The sequence below is a fragment of the Streptomyces sp. NPDC006463 genome, from assembly GCF_042870715.1.
Classification (GTDB): domain Bacteria; phylum Actinomycetota; class Actinomycetes; order Streptomycetales; family Streptomycetaceae; genus Streptomyces.
Genome location: NZ_JBIAHP010000001.1, coordinates 85,365 through 102,519, shown reverse-complemented (window position 1 = coordinate 102,519; position 17,155 = coordinate 85,365). Strand labels below are relative to the sequence as shown.

At 70.6% G+C, this 17,155-nt stretch carries 18 protein-coding genes; 10 read left to right on the top strand and 8 right to left on the bottom strand.

Going from position 1 to position 17,155, the window contains the following annotated elements; translation table 11 throughout:
• Positions 1 to 47: 47 nt before the first annotated feature.
• The 3 genes from ACFYOB_RS00550 (at position 48) to rox (ending at position 5,634) form a co-directional block, all read left to right on the top strand.
• Entirely contained in the window at positions 48 to 2,114 is a 2,067-nt protein-coding gene (locus ACFYOB_RS00550; protein ID WP_388552427.1) for a beta-galactosidase, read from the top strand.
• A gap of 72 nt (positions 2,115 to 2,186) precedes the next feature.
• Positions 2,187 to 4,115, top strand: a complete 1,929-nt coding sequence (locus ACFYOB_RS00545) for a glycoside hydrolase family 5 protein (RefSeq protein WP_388552424.1) — start codon at positions 2,187 to 2,189, stop codon at positions 4,113 to 4,115.
• 91 nt (positions 4,116 to 4,206) lie between these two features.
• Positions 4,207 to 5,634 (top strand): rifampin monooxygenase, encoded by a 1,428-nt coding sequence (gene rox / locus ACFYOB_RS00540; RefSeq protein WP_388552421.1) that lies wholly within the window; start codon positions 4,207 to 4,209, stop codon positions 5,632 to 5,634.
• A gap of 23 nt (positions 5,635 to 5,657) precedes the next feature.
• On the opposite strand, the gene ACFYOB_RS00535 is transcribed toward rox, so the two are convergent.
• Positions 5,658 to 5,897: a hypothetical protein gene (locus ACFYOB_RS00535; protein WP_388552418.1), complete on the bottom strand. Its 240-nt coding sequence runs from the start codon at positions 5,895 to 5,897 to the stop codon at positions 5,658 to 5,660.
• Positions 5,898 to 6,128: 231 nt separating this feature from the next.
• Here ACFYOB_RS00535 and ACFYOB_RS00530 point away from each other — a divergent pair, with 231 nt between their 5' ends.
• Positions 6,129 to 6,674, top strand: coding sequence for a DoxX family protein (locus ACFYOB_RS00530; protein ID WP_388552416.1), 546 nt, complete (start codon positions 6,129 to 6,131; stop codon positions 6,672 to 6,674).
• A 26-nt stretch (positions 6,675 to 6,700) separates the two neighbouring features.
• On the opposite strand, the gene ACFYOB_RS00525 is transcribed toward ACFYOB_RS00530, so the two are convergent.
• Both ACFYOB_RS00525 and ACFYOB_RS00520 read right to left on the bottom strand, forming a co-directional pair.
• Positions 6,701 to 7,798, bottom strand: coding sequence for an aromatic acid exporter family protein (locus ACFYOB_RS00525; RefSeq protein WP_388552413.1), 1,098 nt, complete (start codon positions 7,796 to 7,798; stop codon positions 6,701 to 6,703).
• A gap of 168 nt (positions 7,799 to 7,966) precedes the next feature.
• On the bottom strand, positions 7,967 to 8,785 hold the full coding sequence (locus tag ACFYOB_RS00520) for a class I SAM-dependent methyltransferase (RefSeq protein ID WP_388552411.1): 819 nt from the start codon (positions 8,783 to 8,785) through the stop codon (positions 7,967 to 7,969).
• Positions 8,786 to 8,988: 203 nt separating this feature from the next.
• On the opposite strand from ACFYOB_RS00520, the gene ACFYOB_RS00515 reads away from it, so the two are divergent.
• A complete protein-coding gene (locus ACFYOB_RS00515) occupies positions 8,989 to 9,423 on the top strand; it encodes a cytidine deaminase family protein (RefSeq protein WP_388553956.1) in 435 nt (144 codons plus the stop codon).
• Here ACFYOB_RS00515 and ACFYOB_RS00510 read toward each other — a convergent pair.
• Both ACFYOB_RS00510 and ACFYOB_RS00505 read right to left on the bottom strand, forming a co-directional pair.
• Complete coding sequence (locus ACFYOB_RS00510; RefSeq protein ID WP_388552409.1) at positions 9,366 to 10,178, bottom strand: amidohydrolase family protein; 813 nt, start codon at positions 10,176 to 10,178, stop codon at positions 9,366 to 9,368. The genes ACFYOB_RS00515 and ACFYOB_RS00510 overlap by 58 nt on opposite strands.
• A gap of 115 nt (positions 10,179 to 10,293) precedes the next feature.
• Complete coding sequence (locus ACFYOB_RS00505; RefSeq protein ID WP_388552407.1) at positions 10,294 to 10,920, bottom strand: TetR/AcrR family transcriptional regulator; 627 nt, start codon at positions 10,918 to 10,920, stop codon at positions 10,294 to 10,296.
• 73 nt (positions 10,921 to 10,993) lie between these two features.
• Between ACFYOB_RS00505 and ACFYOB_RS00500 the strand changes: the two genes are divergently transcribed.
• Both ACFYOB_RS00500 and ACFYOB_RS00495 read left to right on the top strand, forming a co-directional pair.
• Positions 10,994 to 11,500 (top strand): GNAT family N-acetyltransferase, encoded by a 507-nt coding sequence (locus ACFYOB_RS00500; protein ID WP_388552404.1) that lies wholly within the window; start codon positions 10,994 to 10,996, stop codon positions 11,498 to 11,500.
• Positions 11,501 to 11,751: 251 nt separating this feature from the next.
• Positions 11,752 to 11,955, top strand: a complete 204-nt coding sequence (locus ACFYOB_RS00495; protein ID WP_328929665.1) for a cold-shock protein — start codon at positions 11,752 to 11,754, stop codon at positions 11,953 to 11,955.
• Positions 11,956 to 12,066: 111 nt separating this feature from the next.
• Here the strand turns inward: ACFYOB_RS00495 and ACFYOB_RS00490 are convergent, their stop codons facing one another.
• Positions 12,067 to 12,258 carry an antitoxin gene (locus ACFYOB_RS00490; RefSeq protein ID WP_388552401.1) on the bottom strand — a complete coding sequence of 64 codons (192 nt, stop codon included), beginning with the start codon at positions 12,256 to 12,258 and terminating at the stop codon, positions 12,067 to 12,069.
• A 441-nt stretch (positions 12,259 to 12,699) separates the two neighbouring features.
• Between ACFYOB_RS00490 and ACFYOB_RS00485 the strand changes: the two genes are divergently transcribed.
• Both ACFYOB_RS00485 and ACFYOB_RS00480 read left to right on the top strand, forming a co-directional pair.
• The gene (locus ACFYOB_RS00485; protein ID WP_388552398.1) at positions 12,700 to 12,969 is read left to right on the top strand and encodes a hypothetical protein; all 270 of its coding nucleotides are present in this window, start codon (positions 12,700 to 12,702) and stop codon (positions 12,967 to 12,969) included.
• Between the two features lie 76 nt (positions 12,970 to 13,045).
• Positions 13,046 to 14,410: an SMI1/KNR4 family protein gene (locus ACFYOB_RS00480; protein WP_388552395.1), complete on the top strand. Its 1,365-nt coding sequence runs from the start codon at positions 13,046 to 13,048 to the stop codon at positions 14,408 to 14,410.
• A 45-nt stretch (positions 14,411 to 14,455) separates the two neighbouring features.
• On the opposite strand, the gene ACFYOB_RS00475 is transcribed toward ACFYOB_RS00480, so the two are convergent.
• Positions 14,456 to 15,403, bottom strand: a complete 948-nt coding sequence (locus tag ACFYOB_RS00475; RefSeq protein WP_388552392.1) for a LysR family transcriptional regulator — start codon at positions 15,401 to 15,403, stop codon at positions 14,456 to 14,458.
• 143 nt (positions 15,404 to 15,546) lie between these two features.
• Here ACFYOB_RS00475 and ACFYOB_RS00470 point away from each other — a divergent pair, with 143 nt between their 5' ends.
• Complete coding sequence (locus ACFYOB_RS00470; protein WP_388552389.1) at positions 15,547 to 15,897, top strand: carboxymuconolactone decarboxylase family protein; 351 nt, start codon at positions 15,547 to 15,549, stop codon at positions 15,895 to 15,897.
• An 18-nt stretch (positions 15,898 to 15,915) separates the two neighbouring features.
• Here the strand turns inward: ACFYOB_RS00470 and thrC are convergent, their stop codons facing one another.
• Positions 15,916 to 17,001, bottom strand: a complete 1,086-nt coding sequence (gene thrC, locus ACFYOB_RS00465) for a threonine synthase (protein ID WP_388552386.1) — start codon at positions 16,999 to 17,001, stop codon at positions 15,916 to 15,918.
• Positions 17,002 to 17,155: the final 154 nt, after the last annotated feature.

The window sequence follows — 17,155 nt, the reverse complement described above, 5'->3', positions numbered from 1 at the left end:
CGTAACGCCCTGCTGCAGTACCTGAAGTACCTGAAGGGGTAAGGAAGATGAACTCTCCGGCACACGACCGTGCCCGAGCCCTCGGCACCCGACTGGGCGGCCTCGGATTCGGCGGCGACTACAACCCCGAGCAGTGGGACGCGGCCACCCGCGCCGAGGACCTGCGCCTGATGAACGAGGCGGGCGTCAACCTCGTCAACCTCGCCATCTTCGCCTGGGCCCGCGTCGAGCCCGCCCGCGACGCCTACGACTTCGGCTTCTTCGACACCGTCATGGACGACCTGGCCGCGCACGGCATCACCGTCGACCTGGCCACCATGACCGCGTCGCCACCCCCGTGGCTCGCAGTCGAGCATCCCGAGATCCTGCCGGTCACCGCCTCCGGGGGCGTTCTGTCCCCTGGGGGCCGCCAGCACTTCTGCCCCTCCAGCCCGGTCTTCCGCGACCGGGCCGTCCGCCTGGTCGAAGCCGTCGCCACCCACTACCGCGACCATCCGGCGCTGGGCCTCTGGCACGTCGGCAACGAGTACGGGATCCATGTCGCCGAATGCTTCTGCGACACCTCCGCCGCCGGTTTCCGGCAATGGCTCGCGGCCCGGTACGGCGATGTCGACGCACTCAACGAAGCGTGGTCCACGGACTTCTGGTCGCAGCGCTACACCTCGTTCGACCAGGTCCTGCCGCCGCGCACCGCACCGACGTACCCCAACCCCTCCCAGCAGCTCGACTTCAAGCGGTTCAGCAGCGACGCCCTGCGCACCTGCTTCACCCTCGAACGCGACGTGCTGCGCCGCATCACCCCCGACACGCCGGTGACCACGAACTTCCTCGCCGGACACAAGGCGGTCGACGTCCACGCCTGGGCACCCGAGATGGACGTCCTCGCCCTCGACAGCTACCCGGACCCGCACTGGGAGGCGGCCCACGTCGCTGCGGCGCTGTCGTACGACCTCCTGCGCGGTGCGGCCGGCGGGAAGCCGTGGCTGCTGACCGAACAGGCCCCGTCCGCCGTCAACTGGCGGGGCCGCAACGGGGCCAAGAGCCCCGGCCGGATGCGCCTGTGGAGCTGGCAGGCCGTCGCGCAGGGCGCGGACGCCGTCATGTACTTCCAATGGAGGCAGTCCCGTGGCGGCGCGGAGAAGTTCCACTCCGGCATGGTCCCGCACGCGGGGGCCGGGACCCGGGTTCACGCCGAGGTGCGCGAGCTGGGCCGCGAACTGGCCCGGGTACCCGAGCTGGCCGGCACGCGCGTCCACAACGAGGTCGCGGTCATGTTCGACTGGGACAACTGGTGGGCGCTCGAACTCGACTCGCATCCTTCGGACGGCGTGCGCTGCCTCGACCGCGTCCTCGACCACTACGCACCTCTGTTCGAAGCGTGTGTCGGCATCGACGTCGTCCATCCCTCCGCGGACCTCAGCCCGTACAAGTTGCTCGTGCTGCCCAGCCACTACCTGCTGTCGGCCGAGAACGCCGCACGGATACGCACGTTCGTGGCGGACGGGGGATCCCTGCTCGCCTCGTTCTTCACCGGGATCGTCGACGAGCACGACCGCGTGCACACGGGCGGCTATCCGGCTCCGCTGGGTGACGTACTGGGGGTACGGGTCGAGGAGTTCTGGCCGACCGCAGCAGGCGAGGCGGTCCCTCTCCGGGCCCCGGAAGCAGACCGTGCGGCGCCCGTGCCCGTGCCCGCGCCGGCGTCGCTGTGGCGCGAGGACGTGAAGCTCACCGGGGCACGCCCCGAACTCTTCTTCGCCGGACCCGACTGGGACGACGACCGCCCGGCGGCAACGGTGCACACCCATGGCACAGGGACTGCCCGCTACGTCGCGACCCGCCCCGATCCCGTCACGATGCGGGCCATCGTCGACCGCTCACTGGCCGACGCGGGAGTCGCCCCCGTTCTGCCCGGACTGCGCACAGGCGTCCAGGCGACGATCCGGCACGGCGCGGGCTACGACGTCCTCATCCTGCTCAACCACACCGAGGACAAACACGAGGTGACGCTGCCGGCCGACCGCCGGGACCTCCTCGACGATCGCAGGCCTCTCGTCCGCCACGTGACCCTCGAACCGCGAGGCGTCGCGGTCCTCGGCAGCGGCGGCAGTTGAGCGAGCCACCGTTCCGTCGCCCGAAACCGCTCCACCACGCACGTCCACCCCCAGCCACTTTCGGAGGACACTGTGAGAAGACCCCTGCGACCGGCGATACTCGCCGCGGCGCTGCTGTTCGGAGCGCTCGGCGCCTCCCCGGTCATCGCGTCCGGGACCGCGTCCGCGACCGGGTCCACGACTGCCGCGACTCCTGTGACGGCCGGCACCCCGGCCGTCCTGTCCGACTCCTGGCGTCCGCCCCTCAGCACCCGTGGCCGCTACATCGTCGATGCCGAGGGCAACCGCTTCAAGCTCAAGTCCGCGAACTGGCACGGCGCCCAGGGATCCTGGAACGGCTCCGGCGACATCAACGACCCGGCCGCCCACCACGACGGCGAGAAGGCCGACCAGATGCCGCTCGGCCTGGACCGCGCCCCGATCCCGCAGGTCCTCGCCGGATTCCACGAACTCGGCATCAACAGCATCCGGCTGCCGTTCTCCAACGAGATGCTGCACGATCAGCGCCCGGTCTCCGACGCCTCGGTCGCCGCCAACCCCCAACTGCGCGGCAAGACCCCGCTCCAGGTCTTCGACGCCGTCATCGCCGCCACCACGGCGGACGGCTTCGCGGTGGTCCTCAACAACCACACCAACACCTCACGCTTCTGCTGCGGCCTGGACGGCAACGAACGCTGGAACACCAGCCAGTCCACCGCGCAGTGGGAGAACGACTGGATCAGCCTCGCCCGCCGCTACAAGGACAACAAGCGCGTCGTCGGCGCCGACCTCTACAACGAGGTCCGCCGCACCGTCACCGACGACGCCAACTGGAACTGGGGCAACGACCACGACTGGTGGGCCGCCTCCCAGCGCCTCGGTGACCGGCTCCTCACCGAGGCCAACCCCGACCTGCTGGTGATCGTCGAAGGCATCAACTGGCAAGGCATCCCGGCCGACGGGCTGCCCCATTGGCGCCCCACGCTCGAACCGGTACGTACCCTCTCGCACACCCTCGTGGCCTCGAACAAGCTGGTGTACGCGGCGCACTTCTACGGTTACACCGGGCCGAACCACACCGGCGCGACCGGCATGGGTGAGACCCACGACCCGCGCTACCAGGAACTCTCCCGCGAAGACCTGTTCGCGACCCTGCAGCGCCAGGCGTTCTACGTCACCGCCGAATCCGGCCGCCACTTCACCGCACCCCTGTGGATCAGCGAGTTCGGCATCGGCAGCGACGAGACCAGCCCGCAGGCACGCGCCTGGTTCGGCAATTTCGTGGACTATCTGATCGCCAACGACACCGATTTCGCCTACTGGCCCCTGGTCGGATGGGCCGGACACGGCACCTGGTCGATCCTCAACTTCGACTCGGCGGGCCACCGTTCCGGCATCCTGGACAACGGTGACTGGCGCGCCGCCAACTGGAACCGGCTCGTCTCCTCGCCACAGAAGAGCGGCCAGGTCGCCCTCTCCGACACCTGGGACATGCTCAACCTCGACCACACCGATGCGGTCCAGTCGGCACACATGCGGACGCTCGCGGACTGGGATCCGGGCGCTCGCAAGGGGACGTGCCCCGACGGACAGCGGCTCGTCGGCCTGGCACACCGTGACGGGCGCGGGCTGTGCACCGATGCCGGGTCCTCCGGTCTGCCGGCCACCGGCTCGGTGCCGACCGTGGTGAGCGACGAACGGTACGTACAGCAGGGAGACTGGGCGGGCGGCTACACCAAGTACCAGTGCGGGCCCAACCAGTTCATGATCGGCTACAGCGTGCGCGGCCAGGCTGTCTCCGCGGTCCTGTGCGCCCAGGCGGGCAGGAACCTGGGGGCGAACGGCCGTACCGTCTGGTTCGACCGGGGTGACAACCGGCCGGCCGCAGGCCCCGGGGGAGAGTTCGCGTACGGCAACTACAAGGGGCAGTGCGCCGCGGATGAGTACGCCGCGGGCATCGCCTTCACGGGGGCATGGGCCAAGGGGAAGACGCCGGACGCCCTGTTGTGCCGCAAGCTGTAACGGCCGCAGCCACGGCTTGAGGAAAGACCCCGGAGCATGCCGCAGAATTGTCCGTCGAAGCCAGGACTTGCGGAAATGCATGGGGGTTGTGTTGATTGACGTGATCATTGCCGGTGGTGGACCGACCGGGCTGATGCTGGTCGGCGAATTGCGGCTGCATGGTGTGCACGTGGTCGTACTGGAGAAGCTGACGGAGCCGACCGGGCAGTCCCGCGGGCGAGGCCTCCATGCGCGCACCGTGGAGATATTGGACCAGCGCGGCCTGCTCGACCGGTTCCTCGCCGTCAGCGAGAAGTTCCAGGCCGGTGGCTTCTTCGCCGGCATCGTCAAGCCGTGGCCCGTAGGGGTGGACACCGCACACCCCTACGGCATCGCCGTCTCGCAGCCGGTCACCGAGCGCCTGCTGACCGAGCGCGCCGTCGAACTGGGGGCCGATATCCGTCGCGGCTGCGAACTGGTCGGGCTGAGCCAGGACGAGCGCGGCGTGACCGCCGAACTGGCCGACGGCACGCGGTTGCAGGCCCGCTACATGGTCGGCTGCGACGGTGGCCGCAGTCTGGTGCGCAAGCTGCTCGGTGTCGGCTTCCCCGGTGAACCTTCCAAGGTCGAGACGTTGTTGGCCGATGTGGAGGTGACCGAGGACCCGGCGGCACTGGCCGCCGTCACGGCCGAGATCCGCAAGACCCACGTACGGTTCGGTGCCGTGCCGATGGGGGACGGGGTGTACCGCATCATCGTGCCCGCAGAAGGGCTGGCCGAGGAGCGTGAGACCCCGCCGACCTTCGAGGAGTTCAAGCAGCGGCTGCGGGCGTTCGCGGGCACCGACTTCGGCGCGCACTCACCGCGCTGGGTGTCCCGGGTCGGCGACGCCACCCGGCAGGCCGAGCGCTACCGGGTCGGCCGGGTGCTCCTGGCCGGCGACGCGGCCCACATCCACCCGCCGACCGCGGGGCAGGGACTCGGCCTCGGCATCCAGGACGCCTTCAACCTCGGGTGGAAACTGGCCGCCGAGGTGGGCGGTTGGGCGCCGGAGGGACTGCTGGACAGCTACCACGCCGAACGCCACCCGGTGGGCGCCCTCGTACTGGCCGAAGCCCGCGCACAGGGCTTGCTGCTGGAGGCCGATCCCGGTGCGAAGGCGCTGCGGGAGCTGTTCTCGAAGCTGTTGGACTTCGAGGAGGTGAACCGGTACATGACCGAGACGGTCACCGCGGTCGGGGTCCGCTACGACATCGGTGAGGGCAACGAGTTGCTCGGCCGGCGGATGCGGGACGTGGGGCTGAAGCGGGGCCGTCTCTACGAGTTGATGCACGGCGGTCGCGGGCTCCTGCTCGACCAGACCGGCCGGCTGTCGGTGGAGGGGTGGGCGGACCGGGTCGACCACGTCGTCGACGTCAGCGAGGAACTGGACCTGCCCGCGTTGTTGCTGCGGCCGGACGGCCACGTGGCGTGGGTCGGCGAGGATCAGCAGGAGCTGCTCGGCCGGCTGACCGAGTGGTTCGGCACTGCCGCCCGCTGAGCGACCTCCGGCGTGCTCACCGGTCACGCCGCGGTCACCCAGGCGCGGGTCCGGGCCTGGCGACGCAGCTCGACCCGGGCGGCCGCGGAGCGGCCCGGGGCCGTCCAGAAAGGGTGGGCGGCGATGCGGCAGGAGAGGGTGATGAGCCTGCGTCGGAGCGCTGTCGTGCCGGCCTGGGCGGGTAGCCGGGCCAGGTCGGTGTAGGTGCGGATCCATGCGGTCTGGAGGCTGATCAGGTCGTCGGGAAAGTGGATGGACGTCATCCATTAATTCAATCAAATGTTCGAATATTGGGGCCAGTGGCGTCGGCGGGGGTGTCGACGTCCCTGCTCGATTCGGAACGTGCGTCCCCGACCGGCCGACTCGCGTATCCGCATGCCGGGCATGTCGCCCCGCTCTTCGTCACCCTGGGTGAGGTGGGCGCCCGCCTGAGAACCCTCCGGTTCGGCTGACCCTTCTCTTCCCCCGCTCTTTCACCTCCGACAGGAAGCGCCATGATGGCTGAGAGCCCTTTCCTCACCCTTCCCCGCACCGTGACCGGCAGTACCGGCAGAATCGCCCCCTGTGACATCGGCCTGCCCGTGCTCCGCGTCGTGCTCGGCGTGATCATGGTCGTCCATGGAACCCAGAAGCTGTACGGGTGGTTCGACGGCGTCGGTACCAAAACCACAGGCATGTTCTTCAGCAAAGCCGGCTACCCGGCGGGCGAGACCATGGCGACGATCGCGGGCCTGACCGAGACGCTGGGCGGCCTGGGCCTGATCCTCGGCCTGCTCACGCCGCTCGCCGCCGCCGCGATCGTCGGCGTCATGATCAACGCCATCTGCGTCAAATGGACCGGCGCCGTGTTGGGCATGCAGGGCGTCGAATTCGAGTCCCTGATCATTGCCGCGGCCGTCACCCTGGCCCTGGCCGGCCCGGGCCGCTTCGCCCTGGACCACTTCGTGCCGGTGCTCCGCGACCACCGGCCGGTCTACGGCGTCATGGCCCTCGTCCTGGGGGTCGTACTGGCGGCCGCCGTGCTGCTGTTGAGGGACTGACGCGGGCGAGTACGGACAGCTCGCCGTCACCTCGGCGACGGCGTTTCCCCGCTGGGGGCGGATGCCTGGTCGAGCTCTTCGAGGATCCGGTGGAATGGCCGGCGGAGGGCAACGGCGAGGGGCCGGGAGTCCGCGCGATCGTAGGCGGTCAGCCAGTTCCGGGCCGTGGCCACGGCGGGGCGGGGATCCTCCCCGGACAGGGTGTGTCCGATGGCCCGCGCGGTGAGCGCGGCGAGTTCGGGAAGCCGACGCCCCGCCCGGGCGAGGTCTGCAGCAAGGTCCTCCCGGCCGGTGAGCGCGGCGACCTCCCCGGCGAGGGTCGCCAGGTGTGCGCTGAGCCTGTCGGCGACGGCGACGTGCCGCGCCCGGAGTCGTACGGTGTCGCGATGACGTCGGCGCAGGGGATTGAACCTCATGGCGCGTTCGGCTTCGCGGGCGCGTGCCGCGTTCGCGTGTACTGCTTCGACCTGGGCATCCACCAGGGTGAGGTTCTCGCGGGCGGCGGCTGGGCCGGTGCCCAGGGCCGCCACGGTGCCGGTGAGGGACCGGATCAGGCGCGCACGGCAGTCGTCGGCGATGACTGCCAGGACCCGGTGAGGGGCGGGTGGCCACAGCAGCGGGGCGAGCAGGATCGTCACCGCCGCTCCCTCAACGGTCTCCCACACCCGGTCCAGCGCGTAGGCATCGGGTGAAGTGTTGGCGAAGACCAGGAGCGACGACGCCGCGACCTGGATGTTCAGCCCACCGCCGGCCCGCAGGACCATTCCGACGCCCAGGCCCAGGGCCACCACCAGGGCCAGCGTGGCGGTCGAGGGCCGCAGCACGTTCAGTACGGCGAGCCCGATCAGCACGCCCGCCACCACACCCAGGGCCCGCTGCAGCGATGTGCCCAGGGCCGTCATCGGGTCGCCGCGCAGGGCCACCAGCGGCACGATTGCCGCGAAGACCGGTGGCTGGTCGGCTCCCAGCCACAGCGCGACCTGCCAGGCGACGGCGACGGTGACCACGATCCGTGCCGCGGCCGGGCCTTCGGTCCGCGCGATTTCCCGGTACCGGTCCCGAGCCCGGCGCGCTCGGGAGTCCTGGGAGACCCGGGGTGCCCGGGCGTCGGCGAGGTCTGTCATCCGCGCCTTTCGGTGAGGCGTCCGTGCCCGCCCGTCGCACGCTCCGGGGTCCGCGCGGTCGTACGCCGTTGCTTCCTCGGCGACAGCGTGCGGCGGCCCGGCCGCCCAACGCCGCCATTACACCGAAAGCGGCATGTCACACGCCGACATGCCCTGGGAGGGAGGGGGTCACGGGGACGCGTCCTCGGACTTCCACCCCCACGCCGTGAGCATCCCCGGCGACAATCCGGTGCACTGCGGGGAGTCCAGGTAGCGCACGGCCTCGTCGAGCTGGGCGTCGTCGACCAGCCCCGTCGCCACCATGGCCGCCCGTGCCCGGCCCCAGGTGTCCGCCCAGAACCGGCTGATCGCGCTCCCGGGCAGGAGCGGCGGCACGTGGATCTCGGCCGCCACCGGTTCCAGCCCGGCCGCACTCAGCAGCTCGGTTCGGTGGGGCACCTGGGAGACATCGGTCCCGATGCTGTCGCGCAGCCCCTGCCACATGGCCCGCATGGCGCGGGTGTACGGAGTCACGGGCGCCGAGTCCGTGGTCAGGTCGACCGCGTCGCTGACCACCAGGACCCCGCCCGGTGCGAGCAGCCCGGCGAGCCTGGAGACCATCTGCTGCGCGGAGGGCAGGTGCATGAGGACGAACCGGGCGTGGACCAGCCGGAACAGCCCGGGGGAGAAGTCCCCGGCGGTGATGTCCGCCTGGAGAGTGGTCAGTCCCGGTACGGGGTGCGCCGCGAGGAACCGTACGTCGCGGTCCACCGCGAGGACCTGCGCCACTCCCGCCTCGCCGAGCAGCCGCCGCGCCACCGTGCCCGTTCCCGCCCCCACCTCCAGGCAGGTCCAGCCGGGACCCACGCCCAGCTGTCGCAGCCGGGCCATCGTCGTCTCGTCGTAGGTGAGCGCCCCGAGGTCGATCCGGTCGTCCTCACCCCGGTCCTCGGGGCGGAAGACCCGCTCACCGTAACGGCCCTCGATCGAGGGCCCTGCACCGGCCATGTGGCCATTGTGGCAAGCGGAAGCGGATGCCACATGTCGTGCGGTCCGGCGGCCGACCGGACGATACGGGCGATGGCGCGGGCAGGACGGGACGACGCGGAGGCCGACACCACCGCGTGCTCCAACCCCACACCGCCGATATCCGCTTGCGCGCCGCCGCCGTCCGGGGCAACGTCGCCTGGCAGCTCAAGAAGGCGGAGAAGATGACCACGCAGACCGAACACGTCGACCACGAACTCATCCAGGCCGCGACCCACGTCGCGCGCACTCGGTGCCGGGGCGACGACCACACCATGGCAGCCGCAGCCCGAACCGGTGACGGCCGCATCGTCACCGCGGTGAACGCCTACCACTTCACCGGAGGCCCCTGCGCCGAACTGGTCCTCATCGGCGCCGCAGCCGCCCAGGGCGTGTACGAGCTCGACACGATCGTCGCCGTCGGCGACCGCGACCGGGGGGTTGTTCCACCGTGCGGCCGATGCCGTCAGGTCCTCCTCGACTATTTCCCGGACCTCAAGGTCATCGTCGGCGGAGACGAGCACGTCCGAACCGTCCTGATCACCGACCTGCTTCCCGAAAGCTACGTCTGGGCCGACCACCAGCTCGACGCCGACGAGGGGCCGGTGGGGATCCGGTAGAACGCGGCGGCGTTGTCCCACATCACGGCGTCCAGGTGTTCCTCGCCGATGGTCTGGGCGACGAGGGTGAAGTCGGCGTCCGTGAACGGGCGGCGGGCTCGGGTGGAGGGCAGGTCCGTGCCGACCATCAGGGCGGTCGGGTCGGCATTCATGATGGCTTTCATGGTCTCGGCAGGGTCGAGGTCGACGCGCCCGAAGCCCGTTGCCTTGACCTTGACGCCCCGCTCGACCAGCTTCAGCAGGTGGGGGAGTCCGTCGCGGTGCAGGCCGAGGTGGTCGATGCTGACGGCGGGCAGTGCGGCCAGCGTCGTGGCCAGGTCGGGCAGGTCGCGTGCGTCGATGTAGAGCTCGGTGTGCCAGCCCGAGACGTCGTGAACGCGGCGGGCGAGGCGGTCCAGTTGGTCGAGGGTGGCCGATCCGCCGCGGCGAACGTTGAAACGGACCGCGCGCACCCCCGCGGCGTCGAGGCTGGTGATCTCCTCGTCCGTCACGGTGGCCGGCACCTGTGTGACCCCCGCGTACGTGGGACCGAGCGTGGCGAGGGCGTCGCGCAGGTAGTCCTGGTCGAAGCCCTGGAAGGACCCGGAGACCACCGCGCCGCCGCGGATACCGAGTCCGGTGACGCGCTCGCGGTACTGCTCGACGGTGAAGGCGGGCGGTAGGTAGCCGTCGTTTCCGATCAGCGGGAAGCGCGGGTCGATGATGTGGAGGTGCGCGTCGAAGACCGGACGCGGCAGCAGGGCATGATCGCTCACGCCGGCACCTCCCGGGTGGTGCGGGCGGACGGATCCGACTCGCTTCGGTCCAGCAGCTGCGCCCTGGTGCGTGGCGCGGGTACCTGGTGTTCCGTTCGCGCTCTCAGTCCCGGCTTCAGGGTCGGTCGCATACGGGTCCTCCGTCCTCTGTCTCGCCTGTGTCCCAGCCCCGGAGCAGGGCGAGTTGGTGGTGTACGGCGGCGGTGGTGCGGGACTCGTCGTCGGTGGCGAGGAGGTCGAGCAGGGCGCCGCGGAGCACCGCCAGGGCCAGGGTGCGGCGGGTGGCGCCGTCCTCGCTGCCGCGTTCCGGCTCCGGCTGGCAGGTGGCCAGTACTTCGAGCCAGTCGTTCACGGTGGCGCGGGCGAAGCCGGCCCAGGCGCCGTCGGGCTCGACGAGGGACCGCGCGTACGCCTCGGCCCACAGCCGCAGCAGCGGACGATGCGCCTCGGCGGCGAGCCAGGACCAGATCTGCTCCGTCGCAGGGGTCAGGCCGATGGGCTGGTCGGCCTGCTCAAGTTGTTCCAAGACCGCCAGTTCGTCGGTCCGGGCCCGCGCCAGCAGTGCTCTGACCAGGCCGTCCTTATTGCCGAACAGGAACATCAGGACGCGGGGGCTGGAGCCGATGGCCGTGGCCAGCGGACGCAGGGAGAGGTCCGCCAGGCCGTGGGCGAGCGCATAGCGGTAGGCCGCTTCCAGCAGCTCGACCTGCCGGGCGGACGGGATTGTCGCTTCCTGAGGCACGGGGCTAGCCTAGCGTTACTGAAACAGTTGTGTCAGTGGTCGGGATGCAGTCGACGGTCCAGGAGAAAAAGCCATGTCACAGCAGGAACGTAAGCCGCACGTCGTCGTGCGCCGCGCCGACCGCCCGGGGGATCTGGGCTGGGTGGTGATGGCCCACGGTGAGATCTACGATCGGCAATTCGGCTGGAACACCGATTTCGAGGCCCTCGTGGCCAAGATCGTCGCCGACTACGGCACCGGCCACGACCCGTCGACGGAGGCGGCGTGGATCGCCGAGGTCGACGACGAGCGCGCGGGCTGCGTCTTCCTCGTCGCCGGCGACGAACCAGGGGTGGTCAAGCTGCGCATCCTGCTGGTCACCCCGAAGGCCAGGGGGCTCGGCCTGGGCACCCGCCTGGTCGAAGAATGCCTGGCCTTCGCGCGGCAGGCCCGCTACCGGCAGGTGACGCTGTGGACCAACGACGTTTTGGTGTCCGCGCGCAAGATCTACCAGGGCCTCGGATTCACACTCGCCGACGAGGAGCCCCACCACAGCTTCGGCCACGACCTCGTCGGCCAGAACTGGACCCTCGATCTATGAGCTGCACCAAACACGTCTTCTTCGGGCTCTTCGGGCACCGCGGAAGCGGCCCAGGAGAACGTCATGACAACCTTGGGATCGTTGCTCTCTGGTGACGGACCGTTTCGGCGTGTAGTTTCAGCTCCAGCTGTCGTGGTTCGCAGTTCCTGCCCGCGCCCTGGCGTGGGCGTTTTGCTGTGCAGTGCCGGACCAGGGCGATCACCTCCGGGTCCGCGCGGTGCGGATCCGACATCGACTGAGAGGGCATGATCATGGCCAGCGGAACCGTGAAGTGGTTCAACTCCGAAAAGGGCTTCGGCTTCATCGCGCAGGACGGCGGCGGACCGGACGTCTTCGCCCACTACTCCAACATCAACTCCACCGGCTACCGCGAGCTCCAGGAAGGCCAGGCCGTGACCTTCGACATCACGCAGGGCCAGAAGGGCCCGCAGGCGGAGAACATCACCGCCGCCTGACCGGCAGCCCACACCGCTCCGCCCCGGACACGAGTTCCGGGGCGGAGACGGACCGACGCTTCCCAGCCTTCGGCGCCCGGTGCTCGATGAGCGGCGGTCACCTCGGCTGTGTCAGGTCTGCGGGGGCCGTTCCTCCCGGTCCTGGCTGAGCTGCCGCTTCAGTGCTTCCTGGGCGGTGTCCACCTGGGGGCTGTACTTGCTTTGGGTCTTCTCGTCGACGAAGTCACCGGCCTTGTCGATGGCCTGGCCCGACTGCTCCTCGTGGCCTTTGAGCATCTTCTTGAGCTTGTCCAGTGCGGACATGGCTCTCTCCTTCGGCGTGGGATTCCGGCCATGCCAGGATGATCCGCCGCCGGGGCATCCGCATCTCGACCCGGTCGCGGGAGCACCCTTGCCTGCCGCCGGCAGCTTCATCGGCGCCCGTGCGAGGCGGCGGTCGTGCAACCGATGCCTGTCGTGGTGACGCAGCGTCACCTGGGGCCGTGATGCAGTGTGATGAGCTGATCGGCCACCTGTCTCTCCGGTCGGCGGGGGGAGTGCCTCAGATGGCCCGCGGGGTAGCGGGTGCGCGCGGCAGGGGGTTGCTCTAGCGTCGAAGGAGGGGGAGGCCCTGCCGAGCCGGTCTGGTGCGGGGGCCAGGGCCAGTGGCCGTACGTCGGCCGTGTGCGCTCGGCGCCGTTTCCGCGGGGTTCCGGCATACCCAGGCCCGGGGCCGCGCGACGATCCCGAGAGCAGGTACGTCCCATGCGCACGACGACCCGTACGGCAGGTGTTCTCACCGGCCTGACCCTCGCGCTCGGTGGCGCGGTCCTCGCGGCCCCCGCCGCCCACGCGGACGTCAGGGCCTGCATCAACCAGGTCGAGCGGGAGCTACGAGGTGGCGAGGCCCCGGAGTACGTGAGGACGGCGTGTTCCGTCGGGCTGGGCGGTGACCACGCCAAGTGCGTGTCCGGCCTGACAGCGGGCGGTGTGACCAACGGGACCGCGGTGAGCGCCTGCCGGGTGGCCAAGTAGCCTTGCTGACGCTCCCTGCGAGCGATGCACGCGGCACGGAACCCTGAGCGTCAGTGGTTCCGAGTACCGTCTGCGCATGGTTGATCAGAGACCGCACGTGTCATCGGTGCGCGACTTCGCCACCTGGGAGCCCGTGCTGCGGCTCCTGTTGGCCGGGAACACGGATCGGGGTGCCGGGCGGCCCGCCCGTGTGGGAGGACGCATCGGCCGACATGGCTGGAGTCTGGCGCTGCGGGGTCGGATGTCGCCGGCAGAGCGGGGCACGGTGGAGCACGTGCAACGGGCGCTCGCGCGCGGCGGAGCCGAGGAGGTCGCGTTCACGGCGGAGATCCAGCCGACCGGAAGGACCACGCTCAGCCTGGTCGAGCCCGGCCCGGCCGTGCAGGCCGCCATCCGTTATCCGGACCTGGGGGTGCTCGTCCTGGTCGAGGGCTCCCTTCCCGAGCCCTGGCGCCGACTTCCCGATCCGGTGCCCGGTGCGGTGCCGGCCCCTTCGGCGGACCTGGAGTTGCTGGAGCGGACGCTCCGCGAACGGTTGCCCGACGCCAGGGGTGCGACGGAAGAGGAGATCACCGCGGCGGAAGAGCGTCTGGGCGTCACGCTGCCCGACGAGCTCAAGGTCCTCTACCGGGTGACCCGGGCACGGCGGGAGGACCGGGGCGACGACTACGCAGCGGCGGATCGTGTCGCCGACGCGGTCGGCTACGAACTTTCCGCCTTGGAAGACCTGTACAGCGTCGACGGGGCGAGCCCTCACCCCCGTTGGCAGTTCGGGGCTACGAAGGCGGTCATCACCCCTCCCGAGTCCGCAGTACAGGGCTTGGCCGGATCACCCGGCTGGATCGTCTTCGGGAGCAACGGCGGCGACGAGATCGCGGTCGACCTGACACCTGGGCCGCGCGGACACGTCGGCCAGGTCATCCTGGTCGACCACGAACAGAGCATCGGCGCCGAACTCGTGGCCGACTCCCTCACCGACCTGGTTCTGAACCGGGTGAGGGAGGAACGCCGTGACCGTCGCGAGGATCAGCTCCCGGTCGTGGCCTCGGTCGGAAGCGGAGGACTGCAGACCGTCCAGGCCGCCGCCCACCCCGCCCTGGAAGTCCTGTCCATCGGCGAGTGCGACGGCACGCCGTTCGGCCTCGCCCCCGTCACCGGACTGCCCCGCCTGCGCACCCTCACGGCCCGTCCCGGCACGCTGGCCGACCCCCTGGAGATCGCCGAGCTCGCCGGACCGGAGTTCCTGGAACTCGGCCTGCAGGAATGGCGCGTTCTCCTGGACGCCGGGGCCGTCCCACGCACCCTGTTGGCCGCCGCCATCAAGATGCACGGCCAGGGCCACCTGCCCGCCGTGGCCGTCGCCAACGAGATCCTGGCCCTCTGGGACCGGCCCCAGATCATCCAGACGCTCCTCGAAGGCGACCTCGGCCCCGTGGCATGACATCGTGAGGCCCCGGGAGTCAAGCGCTGACCGCCGCAACGGCACCTACTCGCGGTCGGGCCCGGGCACGTCCGGTTCTGCGGGTACTGGTGTCGGGGGCCGGAGTCCCGCGCGCCGCCCCTGTTGCACCCGCGCCTCCCCGGCGGCGTCGAGGGCGTCTGCGAGGGCATCGACGAGCGGGTCGGTGACGGCCGCCCGGCGGGCGGTGACGACTCGGCTCGGCGGGTAGCCGTCGACGGGGACGAAAGCGATGCCGGGACGCGCGTGCCGCAGCACGGCCCCTGCCGGGAGGAGGCCGACCGCGCCCTCCCACAGAACAGCGTGCAGGCACTCCTCTACGGACGCCACCACCGGGCCGGGTACGTCCTCCTCGGCGGCCAGCCAGTAGGCGCGCCACCGGCCGTCGGTGCCCGTTGGCAGGCGGAATCGCGGGCGGCCGGCCAGCTCCGCGACACGCAGGCTCGGGCGGGCCGCCAGTGGATCGTCCGCCGGGACGGCCGCGACCACCGGCTCCTCGCCGAGCTGTCGAACCGTCAGACCCGTGGTGTCGAACGGCAGGCGGGTCAGCGCGAGGTCCACCCGGCCCTCGCGCAGGCCGGCAGTCGGATCGGTGACCGGCGCTTCGCGCAGCCGCACCCGCACTCCGGGGCGGTTCCGCCGCAAGGCAGCCAGCGCTGCCGGGCCGACCTCCACGCCCGCGCCCGCGACCGTGCCCAGCACGAGGACCCGGTCGGCCTCCGCGCCGCGGACCCGCTCGCGGGCGCGTTCGGCGCGCTCCAGGAGGTCGCGCGCCTCAGCCAGCAGCACTTCACCGGCAGGGGTGAGCCGTGCCCCGGTGGGGATCCGGTCGAACAGCCGGCACCCGAGGTCGGCCTCAAGCTCCCGGATCCGGCGGCTCAGCGGCGGCTGGGCCAGATGCAGGCGTACGGCCGCGCGGCCGAAGTGGCCCTCCTCGGCCACGGCGATGAAACAGTGCAATGCCCGCAGGTCCATGACCGGCCACGATACCGAGAACGAACCCACACACCCGAAACCGGTCTTGGACGGCACCGCGGCACCCGCGGTGAGGTGGTGCCAGGCGCCGGACAACAGGCCCGCCGCCCCCGCCTCCCACGCACCGCTTCAGGAGTCCGCCCATGTACGCACACCCCGAAGACCTCCACCGCGCCCGCTCGGTCGGCGGCAACGCCCCGGCGGAGTTCGCCGCCTGGATCGCCTTCCAGCAGGCCGTGGACCGGGAGGACGGGGCAGTGCCGCGCCGCTACCGCGAGCTGATCTCGGTGGCGGTCGCGCTGGTCACCCAGTGCTCCTACTGCCTGGACGTCCACACAGCCGCCGCCCGCCGGCACGGCGTCACCGCCGAGGAGCTCGCCGAGACCGCCTTCGTCACCGCCTCCGTCCGCGCGGGCGGCACACTCGCGCACGCACTGCTCGCCGACCGCCTCTACGAGCAGCACGCCCACTCCTCGGCACCTGCCCACGGCTAGCCGGCGCGCCGCCCGCTCTCACGGCAGCAGCTTCATCGTGCGTGCGACATCTGCCGTGTGAGGCGAGGCCTCAATGGAATCGTAGCCGCCGGCCATCGAGGTCTCGTGGTCCTTGAGACCGTTTCCGGTGAGTGTGACGACGACTCGTTGGCCGGCGTCGAGCCGTCCTCGGCCGTGTTCCGCGAGCAGACCGGCGACTCCTGTTGCCGAAGCGGGTTCGACGAAGACGCCTTCACGCATGGCGAGCAGGCGGTAGGCGTCGAGGATCTGTTCGTCCGTGACCGCGGAGATGAGGCCGCCGGAGTCGTCACGCGCGGACAGGGCTCCGTTCCGGCTCGCAGGGTTGCCGATCTCGATGGCGCTGGCCACTGTTCGGGGGCGGGCGACCACAGAACCGTGCACGAGCGGCGCCGCGCCCGCCGCCTGGAAGCCCCATATCCGAGGCCGGTCCGTGCACCGTTTCGCGGCCGCGTACGCGGTGTACCCGCGCCAGGTGGCGGTGATGTTGCCGGCGTTGCCGACGGGCAGGCAGTGGATGTCCGGGGCCCACCCCAGGGCGTCGACGATCTCGAAGGCAACCGTTTGCTGGCCTGCGAGCCGGTGGTCGTTGACCGAATTGACCAGCGTCACCGGGTGATGCTCGGCCAGCTCGCGGGCGATCCGCAGACAGTCGTCGAAGGAGCCGGCGACTTCGATGATCCGAGCTCCGTAGCGGATGGCCTGCGCCAGCTTGCCGGGGGCTATGCGTCCCTTGGGAACCAGGACGGCAGCCGCGAGTCCTGCCCTCGCGGCATAGGCCGCGGCCGAGGCACTGGTGTTGCCCGTCGACGCGCACACGATGGTGTTGCGCTCGTTCGCTTCGAGGGCCTTGCTGATGGCCACCGTCATGCCGCGGTCCTTGAACGAGCCGGTGGGGTTGGCGCCCTCGACCTTCAACCACACGTCGCAGCCCGTGACGGAGGACAGATGGTCGGCGCGCAGCAGCGGGGTGTTTCCCTCGTGCAACGAGACGATGGGAGTCGTCGCGCTGACCGGCAGCCAGGACCGGTACGCGCTGATCAGACCTTGCCAGTGGCTGGACTGCACCGACGTCGAGACGCTCACAGATTTCACCGATCCCGCAGAGAGTGACACAAGAAACGTTCGTTGCTCAAAGCTCTCACAGATTGGCTAAGAGAAACAGCCATTACATCTCGTTACCTTCTCGTTATTGTTGTCGTGCCGTGCGGCCGCGCCATGAAACGTTCCCATCGGATCT

Bases quoted from the DNA above. Each gene is read 5' to 3' on its own strand.
- ACFYOB_RS00550 (WP_388552427.1), top strand. From the start codon at position 48: ATGAACTCTCCGGCACACGACCGTGCCCGAGCCCTCGGCACCCGACTG.
- ACFYOB_RS00520 (WP_388552411.1), bottom strand. From the start codon at position 8,785: ATGGCCGGTGCAGGGCCCTCGATCGAGGGCCGTTACGGTGAGCGGGTC.
- ACFYOB_RS00515 (WP_388553956.1), top strand. From the start codon at position 8,989: ATGACCACGCAGACCGAACACGTCGACCACGAACTCATCCAGGCCGCG.
- ACFYOB_RS00490 (WP_388552401.1), bottom strand. From the start codon at position 12,258: ATGTCCGCACTGGACAAGCTCAAGAAGATGCTCAAAGGCCACGAGGAG.
- ACFYOB_RS00475 (WP_388552392.1), bottom strand. From the start codon at position 15,403: ATGGACCTGCGGGCATTGCACTGTTTCATCGCCGTGGCCGAGGAGGGC.
- ACFYOB_RS00480 (WP_388552395.1), top strand. From the start codon at position 13,046: ATGGTTGATCAGAGACCGCACGTGTCATCGGTGCGCGACTTCGCCACC.
- ACFYOB_RS00530 (WP_388552416.1), top strand. From the start codon at position 6,129: ATGATGGCTGAGAGCCCTTTCCTCACCCTTCCCCGCACCGTGACCGGC.
- ACFYOB_RS00470 (WP_388552389.1), top strand. From the start codon at position 15,547: ATGTACGCACACCCCGAAGACCTCCACCGCGCCCGCTCGGTCGGCGGC.
- ACFYOB_RS00485 (WP_388552398.1), top strand. From the start codon at position 12,700: ATGCGCACGACGACCCGTACGGCAGGTGTTCTCACCGGCCTGACCCTC.
- ACFYOB_RS00525 (WP_388552413.1), bottom strand. From the start codon at position 7,798: ATGACAGACCTCGCCGACGCCCGGGCACCCCGGGTCTCCCAGGACTCC.
- ACFYOB_RS00495 (WP_328929665.1), top strand. From the start codon at position 11,752: ATGGCCAGCGGAACCGTGAAGTGGTTCAACTCCGAAAAGGGCTTCGGC.
- ACFYOB_RS00535 (WP_388552418.1), bottom strand. From the start codon at position 5,897: ATGACGTCCATCCACTTTCCCGACGACCTGATCAGCCTCCAGACCGCA.
- ACFYOB_RS00500 (WP_388552404.1), top strand. From the start codon at position 10,994: ATGTCACAGCAGGAACGTAAGCCGCACGTCGTCGTGCGCCGCGCCGAC.